Annotated in this window: 12 protein-coding genes; all 12 read right to left on the reverse strand. The window is 66.6% G+C overall.

Annotated features, from left to right (window positions below; translation table 11 throughout):
* The 12 genes from HZZ13_RS18865 to HZZ13_RS18920 all read right to left on the reverse strand — a co-directional run bounded on the left by HZZ13_RS18865 (position 1) and on the right by HZZ13_RS18920 (position 13,738).
* A complete protein-coding gene (locus HZZ13_RS18865; RefSeq protein ID WP_197961028.1) occupies positions 1-477 on the reverse strand; it encodes a (2Fe-2S)-binding protein in 477 nt (158 codons plus the stop codon).
* 6 nt (positions 478-483) lie between these two features.
* Positions 484-1,302, reverse strand: coding sequence for an FAD binding domain-containing protein (locus HZZ13_RS18870; RefSeq protein WP_197961029.1), 819 nt, complete (start codon positions 1,300-1,302; stop codon positions 484-486).
* Positions 1,303-1,746: an SRPBCC family protein gene (locus HZZ13_RS18875; protein WP_197961030.1), complete on the reverse strand. Its 444-nt coding sequence runs from the start codon at positions 1,744-1,746 to the stop codon at positions 1,303-1,305.
* A gap of 2 nt (positions 1,747-1,748) precedes the next feature.
* Complete coding sequence (locus HZZ13_RS18880) at positions 1,749-2,186, reverse strand: SRPBCC family protein (RefSeq protein ID WP_097659057.1); 438 nt, start codon at positions 2,184-2,186, stop codon at positions 1,749-1,751.
* 11 nt (positions 2,187-2,197) lie between these two features.
* Positions 2,198-5,116, reverse strand: coding sequence for a flotillin family protein (locus HZZ13_RS18885; RefSeq protein ID WP_197961031.1), 2,919 nt, complete (start codon positions 5,114-5,116; stop codon positions 2,198-2,200).
* Positions 5,117-5,143: 27 nt separating this feature from the next.
* Complete coding sequence (locus HZZ13_RS18890) at positions 5,144-5,977, reverse strand: phosphoenolpyruvate hydrolase family protein (RefSeq protein ID WP_197961032.1); 834 nt, start codon at positions 5,975-5,977, stop codon at positions 5,144-5,146.
* Positions 5,978-5,980: 3 nt separating this feature from the next.
* A complete protein-coding gene (locus HZZ13_RS18895; RefSeq protein WP_197961033.1) occupies positions 5,981-8,191 on the reverse strand; it encodes an ABC transporter permease in 2,211 nt (736 codons plus the stop codon).
* Positions 8,184-8,966, reverse strand: coding sequence for an ABC transporter ATP-binding protein (locus HZZ13_RS18900; RefSeq protein ID WP_197961034.1), 783 nt, complete (start codon positions 8,964-8,966; stop codon positions 8,184-8,186). Before HZZ13_RS18900 ends, HZZ13_RS18895 begins: the two co-directional genes overlap by 8 nt.
* Positions 8,959-10,041, reverse strand: coding sequence for a branched-chain amino acid ABC transporter permease (locus HZZ13_RS18905; RefSeq protein WP_197961035.1), 1,083 nt, complete (start codon positions 10,039-10,041; stop codon positions 8,959-8,961). Before HZZ13_RS18905 ends, HZZ13_RS18900 begins: the two co-directional genes overlap by 8 nt.
* Position 10,042: 1 nt before the next feature.
* On the reverse strand, positions 10,043-11,053 hold the full coding sequence (locus HZZ13_RS18910; protein ID WP_197961036.1) for a branched-chain amino acid ABC transporter permease: 1,011 nt from the start codon (positions 11,051-11,053) through the stop codon (positions 10,043-10,045).
* A gap of 482 nt (positions 11,054-11,535) precedes the next feature.
* Positions 11,536-12,363 carry a helix-turn-helix domain-containing protein gene (locus tag HZZ13_RS18915; RefSeq protein ID WP_197961037.1) on the reverse strand — a complete coding sequence of 276 codons (828 nt, stop codon included), beginning with the start codon at positions 12,361-12,363 and terminating at the stop codon, positions 11,536-11,538.
* Positions 12,364-12,487: 124 nt separating this feature from the next.
* On the reverse strand, positions 12,488-13,738 hold the full coding sequence (locus HZZ13_RS18920; RefSeq protein ID WP_197961038.1) for an ABC transporter substrate-binding protein: 1,251 nt from the start codon (positions 13,736-13,738) through the stop codon (positions 12,488-12,490).
* Positions 13,739-13,893: the final 155 nt, after the last annotated feature.

Consider the following 13,893-nt stretch of genomic DNA (forward strand, 5'->3'; position numbering starts at 1 on the left):
TCAGGCGCTGGCCCGGCCGCCCGCGGCGGCGAGGATGGCATTGATGATCGGCTCGTAGCCGGTGCAACGGCAGATGTTGCCGGAGATCGCCTCGATCACGTCGGTCCGGCTCGGGGCGGGATTGCGGTCGAGCAGCGCTTTTGCGGCCATCAGCATGCCCGGCGTGCAATAGCCGCATTGGGCGGCAAAGTTGTCGGCGAAGGCGCGTTGCAGCGGATGCAGGTTCGGGCCCTGCTTCATGCCGTCGAGCGTCTCGACCGAGCGGCCCGCGACCGTCTCGGCGAGCGTCAGGCAGGAGAGGTGAAGCTCGCCATCGACGAGCACGCTGCAGGTGCCGCAGCCACCCTGGCCGCAGCCGAATTTCGGCGTCATGTCGCCGATCAATTCGCGCAGCGCGACCAGCAGGTTGGTGCCACCGTCGACGAAGATCGCGACGTTGCGGCCGTTGTGACGAAATTGCAGGGGGATTTTTGTCATGGCGAGCTATTCCTGTCCCGACAGCAGGCGCCGCAAATGCACGCCGACGATCTCGCGGCGATACCAGGCGCTGCCGAGCGCGTTGTCGGATGGCAAGGTTCCTTCCGTAGCCGCCGACGCTGCAGCCGCGATGGTCGCCGCATCCAGCGAGCGGCCCTCCAGTGCGCGCTCGGCGGCGCGAGCGCGGATTTGCGTCGGCGCCATCGAGCCCAACGCAATCCGCGCACCCGCGACCCGTCCGCCGCTGACCGGCAGATGCGCCGCGAGCGTGATCACCGAGCCGCCCTTCGGCTTGATGCGCGCGATCTTGCGATAGCGGAACGCCTCGCTGCTGGCCGGCCGCGTGCAGGATACAGACAGCACCAACGTCCCGGCCTGGCGCTCGCGCCCCTGCAGGAACTCCTCGATCGGGATGTCACGCGAACCAAAGCCGCCGGCGACGGCCACGGTGGCGTCAAGCGCCAGCAGCGCGACGGTGAAATCGCCGTAGGGATTTGGCGCAAAGAGATTGCCGCCGACGGTGCCCATATTGCGCACCGCCGGGCCGCCGATCGAGCGGGCAGGGGCGTGCAGGAACGCAAGCTCTCGATCGGCGAGGACGCGCGCGAAGGTGACGCCAGCGCCCAGCGTGACGCGCGGGCCGGAGGCGTCGATGCGGGTGAGCGCCTGGTCCTGCGTGCGAACGACGGTCGAGATCGAGACGTCCCCCTCGTTCAGCGCCCGCATCACCAGCGTGCCGCCGCCGAGATAACGCGCGCTACGATCGGAGGACAGCGCTCCGGCTGCGTCGCTGGCGCTCGCAAAAGTCTTTACGGTCACGGCCATCTAGGCGGCCTCCTTCAGATGCCGGCGGATTGCATCGAACCCGGCCTGGTAAATGTCTTCGGCGAGCATGTGGGTGATGCGGTCGCGGTCCTCGGGCTTGGTCGTGAAGCGTGACTCCCAGTGCCAGAAGGTGCGGTCGCCATCGGTTACCGGTAGCAGGCGGACATGGGCGACGTAGTTGAACATCGGGATCGGGGTATCGAGCAGGCAGTAGCTGAAGCTTTGCTCGAGGTCCGACAGCGCCAGCAATTGCTCGCGCAACTCGGCGCCATCCTTCAGCTTGAATCGCCTGACGCAGCCGATCTTGTCGGCGGATTGCGCGCGTTCGATCGCGGAGGTCGCAACCGCCGGGTGCCAGCGGTCGTGCCCGTTGAAATCGCGCAGCACGTCCCACACCGCCTCGGTCGGTGCGTTCAAGATCGTGCTCTTGACGATATGCGGCACGGCTAGCCTCCGAACACGCGCTTCAGCGCGTCGAAGCCGCCCTGGAACACGCCGCCGCCGATATTGTTGACGAGCTCGGTCTCCCGTTCCGGCGCGCAGTCGAATTCGGCGGTCCATTCCACAAAGGTCTGGTCGCCGTCGGTGACGGGCGTCAGCCGCAGGGTGGCGACGTAATTCTCGACGCCCATCGGCGATTCCAGGATCGAATAGGTGCAGAACATGTCGTAGTCGGAGAGGCCTAGCAGCTTTTCGCGGATGCGGTCGCCATTGCGCAGCCGGAAATCCCGGACGCAGCCGATTTTGTCCGAGGGCTCGCCGCCCTCGATCCGGCTTTCGGCGATGGCCGGATGCCAGTTCGGCAGGCCGTTGAAATCGCGTACCCGCGCCCAGACGCGGTCGTTGCGGGCGTTGACGACGGTGGAGACGTAGACGCGGGCCATCGCTCAAGACCTCAGCTCTTCTTCCGCGGCCCGCGCTCGGCCGACGGCTCGCCGCTCTCGGGCGCAGGCGGAGAAGCCGCGGCCTTGTCGCCGCCACCGCCAGCACCTCCGCCGCTCTTTCGTGCGGCCTCCTTGATGCCCTGCATGTCGCGCGCCTCGCGGATCAGCCCCGGCATCTTTGCGAGACTCCCGCCTTCGACGCCGATGTCGGACAGGATTGAGTCGATCAGCGGCGCCTGGACGCGGTAGCGCAGCGCCGAGTCGATCACCTCGTCGGTGGCGCTGCGGCCGCCATTGCCATTTGCGTGGCCGTTGCCGTTGAGGCCGTCGACCTGGAGGATGCGGATGCCCTCGATCTTCTCCATCGGCTTGACGCTCTCGCGCACGATGCCCTCGATGCGGTCGAGCAGTTTTCTGCGGAACAGCGAGTAGCGCGCCTGGTCGGTCAGCACGTTCTCGGCCTCGTTCAGCATGCGTTGCGCCTCCGCCTCGACGGCGGCGCGGACACGCTCGGCCTCGGCCGCGATGCGGGTCTCTTCCGCCTGTTTCTCTGCCAGCAGCACCTCGACGGTCTTGCGCCGCCTGGCGATCTCGCTCTCGCGGGCGGTGACGACGCGCTCGGCAGCTTCGGTCGCCCGCATCCGCGCCTCCTCGGCGGCAGCGCGCGCCGCGGACTCCTCCAGCGACTTCTGATGGATGGCGATGGCCTTCTCCATCAGCACCGTCTCGACGTCCTTCTCTCTGATAACCTCGAGCTTGCGCAGCTCGCGCTCACGGCCGATACGGGCTTCGTCGAGACCGCGGTCGGAGGCGATGCGGGCGCGTTCAACCTCCTCGCGCGCGGCGATTTCGGCCTCCTGCAGCGACTGCACGCGGGCGACTTCGAGCTGCTCGATGGCACGGCGCCGCTCGATGCGGGCGGCTTCCAGCGCCTGCTCGCGCGAGACGTCGGTGGTCTCGACCTCCTTGCGGGCGACGATCTCGGCCTGGCGCACCTGGCGGTCGGCGTCGATCCGCTCGGACTTCTTGGTCGACAGCGCGATGACCCGGTCCTCGTCGGCAATCTCGATCGCCTTCTTCTGCTCGATGTTGAGCACCTCGCGCTTCTTGGAGGAGTTGATGCGCTCGGCCTCGAGCGCCAGATCGACATTGATGCGCTGCCGCTCGACGGCATCGCGCCGCTTCAGCTCGGCGGCCTCGAGAATGCCGGTGCGCTCGATCTCCAGCGCGCGCGTCTCGCGTTCGGCCTGGATGCGCTCGGCCGCAACCGCCTTTTCCTGAGCGATGCGGGCCGCCTCGATCGCTTCGCGCGAGGCGATGTCGGCCTCCTCGACGGCGCGGTTGCGGGCGATCTCCAGCGAGCGCACGCGCTCTTCCTGCGCGATGCGCGTCGCCTCCGTGGTCTCGCGGGCGGCGATGCCGGCGACGTCGAGGGCCTGGTTGCGCTCGATCTCCAGCTGCCGTGTGTTCTGCTCGGCGGCGATGCGCTCGGCGGCCAGCGTCCGCTCCCGGGCGATGCGGGCGGCCTCGACCGCGCGCTGGGCCTCGATCTCGGCCTCCTGGATGGTCCGCACCTGCTGGATCTCCAGCGCGCGGGTCCGCTCGTCGGAGGAGATGCGTTCGACATTGACGATCAGCGTCTGGGCGATGCGGGCCTTTTCGGTGGCCTCGCGTGCCGCGATTTCGGCTTCGTCCACGGCGCGGGTCCGCTCGATCTCGCGGCGGCGCGTCTCCTCTTCATTGGCGATGCGGGCGTCGGTGACGACGCGGTCCTGCTGGATACGGGCCTTCTCGATGGCTTCACGGGCGGCAATCTCGGCTTCCTCGACCGTGCGCATCCGCTCGATCTCGCGCTGACGGACTTCGCGTTCCGAGGCGATGCGGGTGGTGTCGATCGAGCGCTGGTTGGCGATCCTTGTCTTCTCGATCTCCTCGCGCGCCAGCAGCTCCTTTTCCTCGATGGTGCGGGTCCGCTCGATCTCCTTCTGGCGGGTCTCGCGCTCGGAGGCGATGCGGGCCTCCGCGATCGCCTGCTCATTGGCGATGCGGGCGCGCTCGATGGCCTCGCGGGCGGAGATCTGCGCCTGTTCGGCCTCGGTCTCGCGCAGCGCCCGCTCGCGCGCGACTTCCGTGCGTTGAAGCGCGCGGCGCATCTCGATGTCGCGTTCCTGCTCCAGGCGCGCGGTCTCGCTCTCGCGCTCGATCTCCAGCGCCTGTCGCTCGGCTTCGAGGTTGCGGGAGCGGATCTTGATCATCGAATCCTGCTCGATGTCGTTGCGCAGCTTCCGCTTGGCCTCGATGTCCTCCATCAGGCGCGTCAAGCCTTCGGCGTCGAAGCGGTTCGAGGGGTTGAAGAACTCCAGATCGGTCTGGTCAAGATCCGTGATCGCGACCGATTCCAGCTCGAGGCCGTTCTGCGCGAGCGCCTCGGCCGCATTAGTCTTGACCCTCGCGACGTAGTCGCCGCGCCGCTCGTGCATCTCCTCCATGGTCATCTCGGAGGCGACCGAGCGGATCGCCGAGATGAACTTGCCGGCGAGCAGCGTGTGCAGCTGCTCCGGCTCCATGGTGCGGCGGCCGAGCGTCGCCGCGGCGATCGAGACGGCCTCCCGGGTCGGCTGCACGCGGACGTAGAAGTCGGCCTCGATGTCAACGCGCATGCGGTCGCGGGTGATCACCGCATCCTGCTTCGAACGCACGATGCCCATCGGCAGCACGTTCATGTTGACGGGCGTGTAGTCGTGGATGAAGGGCAGCACGAAGGCGCCGCCATTGATCACCACGCGTTCGCCGAGAAAGCCGGTACGGACGAACGAGATCTCCTTGGAGGAGCGGTGGTACAGCCAGTTCACGATATAAACGCCAACCACGATCACGATGATCGCGACGATCAGCCAGAGGATCAATTCACCGACCAACATCCCTGACATCTTTCCCTCCCTCGAACCAATCAGGCGTTATCGCGCGCCGATCGCCTTGAATTGCCGTACCTGTTCAGTCAGCGCCCGCTCCACCGGGAGCCGCTCCATCGAGGACGCCCCGTAGAAGCCGTGGCAATGGCGGGTGTTCTTCATGATGAAATCGGCATCAGTGGGATCGGCGATCGGGCCGCCATGCGCCAGCACCAGGATGTCCGGATTGACGCTGAGCGCGGCGGTGGCCCAGGTGTCGATCCGCGCCGGGCAGTCCTTGAGCTTCGGCGCGGTCTGCGCACCGATCGTGCCGCCGGTGGTCAGGCCCATGTGGCAGACGATGATGTCGGCGCCAGCGATCGCCATCGCCGCGGCTTCCTTTTCGCTGAACACGTAGGGCGTGGTCAGCATGTCCTTGTCGTGCGCCCTGGCGATCATGTCGATCTCGAGCGCATAGGACATGCCGGTCTCTTCGAGATTGGCGCGGAAGGTGCCATCGATCAGGCCGACGGTCGGAAAGTTCTGGACGCCCGCAAAGCCGAGCGCCTTGAGCTGGTCGAGAAAGACGTCCATGTCGCGGAACGGATCGGTGCCGTTGACGCCCGCAAGCACCGGGGTCTGGCCGACCACGGGAAGTACTTCGTTCGCCATTTCCAGCACGATGGCATTGGCATCGCCATACGCCATCAGGCCGGCGAGCGAGCCGCGGCCTGCCATGCGGTAGCGGCCGGAATTGTAGATGACGATGAGGTCGACGCCGCCGGCTTCCTCGCATTTGGCTGACAGCCCGGTGCCGGCGCCGCCGCCGACGATCGGCTCGCCGCGCCTTGCCATGTCGCGAAACCTCTTGAGCAGCGCCGCGCGTTCAAACCTGGCCATCGGTCACCTCGCTACCCTCCGCCGTGCCCCGGTGCGCCCGAACAGGGTTTTGAACGCACTGACGATGGCGGCGGCGAAATCGGGATCGTTGATGTTCTTAGGCGTGCGAATGAGCTGGCGGCTGCCGGTCTGCCGCACGGTCCGCTCCAGAGTGCGGAACAGCGCGGCGTCGGCATCCGGATCCCAGAACGGCTGGCCTCGCGCGTCGAGGGCGGAGACGCCGCCCTCGGGCAGGAAGAAGCGCACCGGGCCATCCATCTGATTCAGCCGCTCGCCGATCCAGCGGCCCATGCGCTCGTTCTCTTCCACTGTCGTCCGCATCAACGTCACCTGCGGATTGTGGACGTGGAACTTGCGGCCGCGGTAGCGCTCGGGAATGCTCTCGGGCGCGCCGAAATTGACCATGTCGAGCGCGCCGACCGAGCCGACATAGGGCAGGCGGCTGCGGATGATCGCGCCAAAGCGGTCCTCGGTCGCCGGAAACACGCCGCCCATCAAGAGGTCGCAGACTTCGGTCGTGGTGAGGTCGATCACGCCGGCGAGCTGGCCGGACTCGACGAGCTTCTCCATCGAGCGTCCGCCGACGCCGGTGGCATGGAAGACCAGGCATTCGAAATCCTCGCGCAGGTCGGCGGCGATCTTCTGCACGGCCGGCGTGGTGACGCCAAACATGGTGATGCCGATTGCGGGCAGCCCGCCAGCTCCGCGCGCCGTTGCGGCACGTGTGTCGAGCCGCGCCTTGACCATGCCGGCCAGCGCATTGGCACCGTTGGCGAGCACCGCGCGCGAGATCGAGTTCAGCCCCTGCACGTCGGTGACCGAGTACATCATGGTGATGTCGGCCGGGCCGACATAGGGACCGACATCGCCGGAGGCGACGGAGGAGATAATCAGCTTGGGCACGCCGACGGGCAGGGCGCGCATGCCCGGGGCGACCAGCGAGGCCGCGCCCGAGCCGCCCGCCGAGATCACGCCGGCGACATTGCCCTGGCGCCGCAGCCAGTTGGCAAACGCATCCGCCATTGCGGTGACGGCGGCGCCACGGTCGGTGCCGAACACGGCGGAGCCGCCGCGGCCGTGGTTCAGGGCGATCTCCTGCGCGGAGACATCGCAGGATGAATGCTTGCCGCTGGTCGAGACGTCGACCAGCCGCGTGCGCAGGTCGCTTTCGGCGATGATGTCGCGGATGTAACGCAGCTCCTGGCCCTTGGTATCGAGCGTGCCGACGACCAGCACCACCGGCGGGCCCGAGGCCTGCGCCCCGACCGGCTCGCGCTTGCGCCGCGCCGTCTCCTCGAGCCGCGCGACCTGCGTCGACAGCGTCCGCGCCGCGGCCTCGATGCGCGCGATCGGCACCGGTTGCGACCATCGCGTCGGCAGCGTCGGGTTGGAGATGTAGATGCGCACCGGCCCGTCGCGCCGTGGCGCCGGCGCCGGTTTCGTTTCGACGTCGGATGCGGCGACGTCGATATCCGGTTCGAGCTCCGCATGAAGCCCGACGCCGAGCAGGCGCTGCTGCAGCTCGCGGTCCGCAGCAAGGCGCGCGGAATCGATGATGCGGTTGATGCGGCCGTTGACCATGATCGCGACGTTGCGCGAAATCGCGGTGGCAACGCCGATGTTCTGCTCGATCACGAGCACGGACATGTCACCGTCTTCGCCGAGCCGCAGCAACATCTCCTCGACCTGCGCGACGATGACGGGCGCGAGACCTTCGGTCGGCTCGTCCATGATGAGCAGATGCGGATTGGTGAGCAGCGCGCGCGAGATCGCCAGCATCTGCTGTTCGCCGCCGGAGAGCTGGCCGCCGCCGTGATCCCTACGCTCGGCCAGCCGAGGAAAGGTGTCGTAGATGCGCTCGACGGTCCAGGCGCCCGAACGCAGGCCGCCGGCGAGCCGCAGATGCTCGTCGACGCTGAGCGAGCGCCACAGGCGGCGGCCCTGCGGCACGTAGCCGACGCCGAGCCGGGCGATCTGGGCCGGCGGCCGCCGCGTGACATCCTCGCCGCGCACGCGGATCGAGCCGCCGCTCACGCCGACCAGCCCCATGATCGCCTTGCACAGCGTGGTCTTGCCCATGCCGTTGCGGCCGACGACGGAGAACACGCCGCTCTCCAACGTGAGATCGACGCCCTGCAGCGCGTGCGAGTGGCCGTAGTAGACGTCGAGGCCGCGAACCTCGAGCGCGGCACTGCTGCGGCGGACCTCATTCATGGCCGCCTCCGAGATAGAGCTCCTGCACCTCGGGGTCGGACTGAATCTCCTGCGGCAAGCCTTCCTTGAAGATGCGCCCGTTGTGCATCATCGTGACGCTCTCGACGACGCGCAGCGCGACGTCCATGTCGTGCTCGATGATGATGTAGCCGATATGGGCGGGCAGGGAGGTCAGGATCTCGATCAGTTCGGCCCGCTCCGTCGGCGACAGGCCCGCTGCCGGCTCGTCGAACAGCACGAAGCGGGGCGCGCCGGCGAGCGCGAGCGCAATCTCGAGCTGGCGCTGCTGGCCGTGGGCAAGCTCGGACACGCGCTGGTCCTTCACGGCGGATAGGTGCACGGCCTGCACGAGATTGTCGGCGGCATGCATCAGCGCATCATTCTGTCCCGGACGCAGGAACGAGAAGCGTCCGCGCGACACGCCGCGGCAGGCGAGATAGACGTTGTCCTGCACGGTGAGGCCGGGGAACAGCGCCGAAATCTGGTAGGTGCGGCGCAGCCCGCGGCGGATGCGCTCATAGGGCGGGAAATGCGTCACGTCCTCGCCGAAGAAGCGGATGGTGCCGGAGGAGGGTGGAAAGTCGCCCGTGATGCAGTTGAACAGCGTGGTCTTGCCGGCACCGTTCGAGCCGAGCACGGCGCGCCGCTCGCCGGGACGCACCGTGATGGTGACGTCGGTCAGCGCGGCGAGCGCGCCGAACAGCCGCGTCACGCCGCGCAGCTCTAGCGCCGCGCCGGCACCGACGGCTGAGAGGCGTTGGGCGACGCTATCCATGGCCGCGCCCTCCGCCGGAGTGGCTCACCTCACGGCGTTGATGCTGACGCCAGCGCTGCCAGAGGCCGATGACGCCGTCCGAGGACCAGAACACGATGGCGAGGAAGCCGACCCCGATCAGCAGGCGGAAGCGGTTGCCGTCGAGTCCGAGCCGGACCAGGAAGTCGAGTGCGAAGGTGCGCAGCAGCACGAAGATCAGCGCGCCGATGAAGGGACCGATCGGGCGCGTGATGCCGCCGACGACGGCGATGATCAGCACGTCGATGCAGGCGCCGACGCTGACCGAGCCCGGCGAGATCTGGCGATAGTTCCAGACCTGGAGCACGCCGGCCAGCGCAGCGACGAAAGATGCGAAGGCATAGGCCGCGACACGGTGCGCATTGACGTTGAAGCCGAGCGCCGCCATGCGCCGCGGATTGTCGCGCACCCCCTGGAGCGCGAGCCCGAACGGGGCGCGCGAGAGATACTCGACGGCAAAGTAACAGAGTGCGGCGACCGCGAGCACGACATAGTAGAAGGGAATGTCGGCGCGCCAGTTCACGCCCCAGAAGTGCGGCGTGGCCACGTTGTTGATGCCGGTATGGCCGTTGAAGATCGCCCAGTTCTGGTTGGTGAAATAGTAGAAGGCGGCTCCGATGGCGAGCGTGATCATGATGGTGTAGATGCCTTCGGTGCGCACCGCGAGCGCGCCGCCGAGCGTGCCGAAGGCGGTCGCCAGCGCCAGCGCCATCGGCACTGCGAGCCACCACGGCCAACCTAGGCTGATGTTGGCGTTGCCGCTGACACCGAACACGGCGACCATGTAGGCCGAGAAGCCTGCAATGGTGAGCTGCATCAGGCTGACCATGCCGCCATAGCCGGCGAGGAACATCAAGCTCAGCGCCATGGTGCCGAGGATCAACGTGGTCGCGAAGATCTCGATCAGGAAGAAGCCGCTCGCGATCAGCGGCATGACCAGGAGGATGGCCGCGACGGCCCAGGCGGTGGGGTTGTTGATCTCGGGCCAGGTCCGGGCCGGGCGCTGCGCCTTGGTGGCGCGGCCTACGGCGAGCTGGGCATCGTGGGCGAGCGACATCTCAGCGCCTCGCCAACAGGCCTTGCGGCCGGATCGAAAGCACCAGCACCATGATCAGGAAGGTCACGACGATGGCGTAGGTCGGGATGTAGACCGAGCCGAGCTGCTCGGCGAGGCCGATGATCAGCGCGCCGAGCGCGGCGCCCGGGATCGAGCCCATGCCGCCCACGATCACGACGACGAGGGACGCCAGCAGGAAACGGATGTCTTCGCCGGGCGACAATGACTGGAAGGTGCCGCCGACGACGCCGGCGATGCCCGCAAGCCCCGCGCCGAAGGCGAACACGGCGACGAAGACGAGCTGGATGCGCACGCCGGTCGCGGCGAGAATATCGCGATCGTCGACGCCGGCGCGGATGATCATGCCGATCCGGGTGCGGTTGAGCGCGAGCCACATCGCGACGCCAATGGCCACGGAGGCCACGAAGATCACGAGCCTGACGAGCGGATATCTGAGATAGACCGGCTCGCCCGAGGATTTGATCGCCGTCACCAGCGGGAGCTCGATGGGACCGACCAGCCAGTTCGGGGTCTGGATCTGGTAGAAGTCCCCGCCGCAGGCCCACAGCATCAGATCGGCAAACACGATCGACAACCCGATCGTCACCATGGTTTGCCTGAGATCCTGGCCCTCCATCCGGCGGAACACGATCACCTGCAGCAGCCCGCCGACGACAGCGGTCAGCACGAACGCGACGATGAAGCCGAGGATCCACGAGCCGGTCGATGTGTTGATGGCATAGCCGACATAGCCGCCGAACAGATAGAGCGAGCCGTGCGCAAGGTTGACGTTGCGCATCAGGCCGAAGATCAGCGTGAAGCCGCTGGCGACCAGGAAGTAGAGGCCTCCGAGCGTGATGCCGTTGAACACCGCGTTGAGGAAGACCCGCTTGCGACCGATCGCCTCTTCCAGGCCCGGCGGCCAGACCGCGAAGATCAACCAAAGCGCGACCGCAATCGCGATGATCGTGATCAGCGCCCAGGCCGGATGCCGTTCGACGAAGCGGCTCATGCTCTCGCCTCGCTTCGGTTGTGGCGGGGCAATCGCGTGTGGGCATCACGGGGATTGTCCGCGGGTTTGCTCCGCCTCTCCCGCTTGCGGGAGAGGCCGACGCGCTCGCAGAGCGCGGCGGGTGAGGGCTCTCGCCGCGCAGGGAAATCTTCCGCAATTCTCAACAATCCCGACGCGGAAACACCCTCTCCCCAACCCTCCCCGGCAAGCGACCGCTTGTGGGGAGAGGTCGGCGCGTAGCGCCGGGTGAGGGGGACTCCCCGCGAGTCAAACTGCAACCGCGCTTGCGGAGACTCCTCCTCACCCCAACCCTCTCCCTGCAGGTGGGGCGAGGAGGCATGCAAGCCGTTGCCGGCTGCTGGCCCTGCCATGGACGAACGTCCTCCCTGGACTAGCGATCCTCTTTCGGGATCGCGTTGCTGGCATCCTAGCCAGGCAGCGAGGGCGACATTTGATCGTGAGTATCTTTTCGTGGCCTGCGCTCAGGCGCGCAAAACCTTGGCGGCGCGACGATAATCGGTCGGAGCCATTCCGACATTGGCGGCAAAAAAGCGCGTGAAACCGCTCTGCGAGGAGAAGCCGAGGTCGAAGCCGATATCGGCGATCGGCGCCTCGCTCGCCACCAACGCTTCGAGCGCCTGTTCCATGATCAGCGTGTTGAGATAAAGGTTCGGCGTGACGCCGGTCTGCACGCGGAACAGCCGGTAGAAATGCGGCCGCGACAGCCCGGATTCGCGCGCGATGGCGTCGAGCTCGACTTCGGCGCCGGGGCTCTCCGACATCATCTTGATGCACTTGCGCACGCGAAAGTCAGTAACGGCGCCGCCTGCGCGCGGATCGCGCGCGATCTCGGCCTGCTGCCAGCTTTCGTCGTAGCAGATGTCGATCAGCCGCCTCAGCTCGGAATCGAGGCTGGAGAGCGATGGTGCGCCGCACACGAGCGCGGCGGTCCGCCTGATGTGCTTGTCGAGCGCGGGTGTGCGCCTGAACTGGGTGCGGCCGAAGCGCAACCGGTCGGAGCGGGAGGCATCCGGCGCAAACCATTCGGCGTTGACGTAGAGCACGAAGAAAATGGCGCCGCCGTCGAGATCGGTCGGCAGGAAGTTGTGCGGTTCCCAGGGATTGACGGCGACGACGGACGTCTCGGTGAGATCGTAATGCCCGTTGGAGACATCGATGCATGCCGGCATGCCGCCGACATGGAAGATCAGATGACCTTCGCGATGGGCGTGGATATTGAAAGGGCGGTTCAATTGATAAACCGTCGCCCGGCCGAAGCGGCCGTGGAAGACGGCGAGCGCACGGCTCATGCCTTCCCCTCCCGAATGTTCTTGTCTTTTCGGCCAGCCTTCAACAACGCCGCCGAGATTGCAAGAGCGGAGAGCGACCGCGTCAGCGCGTCGCTCTCCGGTTGCGTCTGCCTGACGTGATGCGTCAGTATTTCTTACATTCCGGCACGGTGCGGCTCGGCAGCCCGATCTTGGAGAACACGGCCGGGTCGTAGCCGAGCGTCTGGTTCACGTTCGGGATCACCTTCACGACCTTGCTGAACAGCGCGCCCTTGCCGTCGTCGACGACTTCGGTGACGAAGTTGGTGCCGATCGCCTGGCGGTTGGAGTCGAGCTTGATCTTGCCGTTCGGCGCGTCGAGCTCGATCTTCGCCAGTGCTTCCCTGAACTTCGCCTGGTTGTTGGAGAGGTCGCCGTTGACCTGACGCAGTGCGAGGATCAGCGCCATGGTTGAATCATAATAGTTGGTGGCGAGCAGCGACGGGCTCGGGAACCGCTTGTTGGGCGGGAAGGCGTCCCGATAGGCCTTCACGAACTTCTGCCAGCCCGGATCCTCCCAGGTGTCGGCCTGACCGCTCGCCGCGATGGTGCCGATCAGCGCGTTCTTGGCGTTGCCCTTCGATGACAGGATGGTCTGGTCGATCATGATGGAACCGCCCATCAGATGCGCCTTGCCGCCGGCCTGCTGATACTGGTTGAGGAAGTTGACGGCATCGGCGCCCCCAAGCCCGAGATAGATGGCGTCGACGTCGTCGGGCAGGGCGGCGATGACGGAGGCGAAGTCCTTGGTGCCGAGCGGCACCCATTGCCGGTTGGTGACTTGTCCGCCCATGCCGCAGAATTCGAGCACCAGTCCGAACACTTGGGTGTAGATGAAGGAATAGTCCTCGCCGACGGTCGCGATCTTGCGATACTTCTTCTCTTCATAGGCGTATTTGCCGAGGCCGACCTGCCACTGCGCGCCGTCCATGTTGTAGCGGAAGAAGTTCGGAGCGGGATCGACATAGGTCGTTTCCTGCGCACCGGATGCGGCATTGATGAACGTCAGCTCGGGATGGGTCTTGGCAAAATTCTTGACCGCGATGCCTTCGTCCCCGGAGAGCGGCGACAGCAGGATCTGTACCTTGTCCTGCTCGATCAGCTTGCGCACGGCGCGCACGGCGGAGTCCGGCGTTGCATCCGTCGAAGCGACGATGAATTCGAGTTCCTTGTCACCGACCTTCTTGCCGAGCACGTTGAGCGCGGTCTGATGGCCGCGCATGCCGTCCTCGCCGAGCACCGTGTAGGTGCCCTCGAGCGTTGCGGTCACGCCCACCTTGATCTTTTCCTGGGCGATCGCCGCGCCCGAAAGAAACAGGCTGCTCAACGCGAGCAGTCCGATGCTGCATTTCGACATGTGCTCCTCCCCTGTGTCATCGCTTGTTGCCGCGACGAACCGTGCGATGCCCCGTGGCTCTCGAAGCCCGCGGCTTTGGAGGAAAGCTAGCCGAAGTCGGATGCGCTGCGCCCATCGCGGCCTCGTTCGGCTTGACTGGCAGTCTCATTTTTGAA

Source organism: Bradyrhizobium agreste (assembly GCF_016031625.1).
GTDB classification, from domain to species: domain Bacteria; phylum Pseudomonadota; class Alphaproteobacteria; order Rhizobiales; family Xanthobacteraceae; genus Bradyrhizobium; species Bradyrhizobium agreste.

Bases quoted from the DNA above. Each gene is read 5' to 3' on its own strand.
- HZZ13_RS18865 (WP_197961028.1), bottom strand. From the start codon at position 477: ATGACAAAAATCCCCCTGCAATTTCGTCACAACGGCCGCAACGTCGCG.
- HZZ13_RS18870 (WP_197961029.1), bottom strand. From the start codon at position 1,302: ATGGCCGTGACCGTAAAGACTTTTGCGAGCGCCAGCGACGCAGCCGGA.
- HZZ13_RS18880 (WP_097659057.1), bottom strand. From the start codon at position 2,186: ATGGCCCGCGTCTACGTCTCCACCGTCGTCAACGCCCGCAACGACCGC.
- HZZ13_RS18885 (WP_197961031.1), bottom strand. From the start codon at position 5,116: ATGTCAGGGATGTTGGTCGGTGAATTGATCCTCTGGCTGATCGTCGCG.
- HZZ13_RS18890 (WP_197961032.1), bottom strand. From the start codon at position 5,977: ATGGCCAGGTTTGAACGCGCGGCGCTGCTCAAGAGGTTTCGCGACATG.
- HZZ13_RS18895 (WP_197961033.1), bottom strand. From the start codon at position 8,191: ATGAATGAGGTCCGCCGCAGCAGTGCCGCGCTCGAGGTTCGCGGCCTC.
- HZZ13_RS18900 (WP_197961034.1), bottom strand. From the start codon at position 8,966: ATGGATAGCGTCGCCCAACGCCTCTCAGCCGTCGGTGCCGGCGCGGCG.
- HZZ13_RS18905 (WP_197961035.1), bottom strand. From the start codon at position 10,041: ATGTCGCTCGCCCACGATGCCCAGCTCGCCGTAGGCCGCGCCACCAAG.
- HZZ13_RS18910 (WP_197961036.1), bottom strand. From the start codon at position 11,053: ATGAGCCGCTTCGTCGAACGGCATCCGGCCTGGGCGCTGATCACGATC.
- HZZ13_RS18915 (WP_197961037.1), bottom strand. From the start codon at position 12,363: ATGAGCCGTGCGCTCGCCGTCTTCCACGGCCGCTTCGGCCGGGCGACG.
- HZZ13_RS18920 (WP_197961038.1), bottom strand. From the start codon at position 13,738: ATGTCGAAATGCAGCATCGGACTGCTCGCGTTGAGCAGCCTGTTTCTT.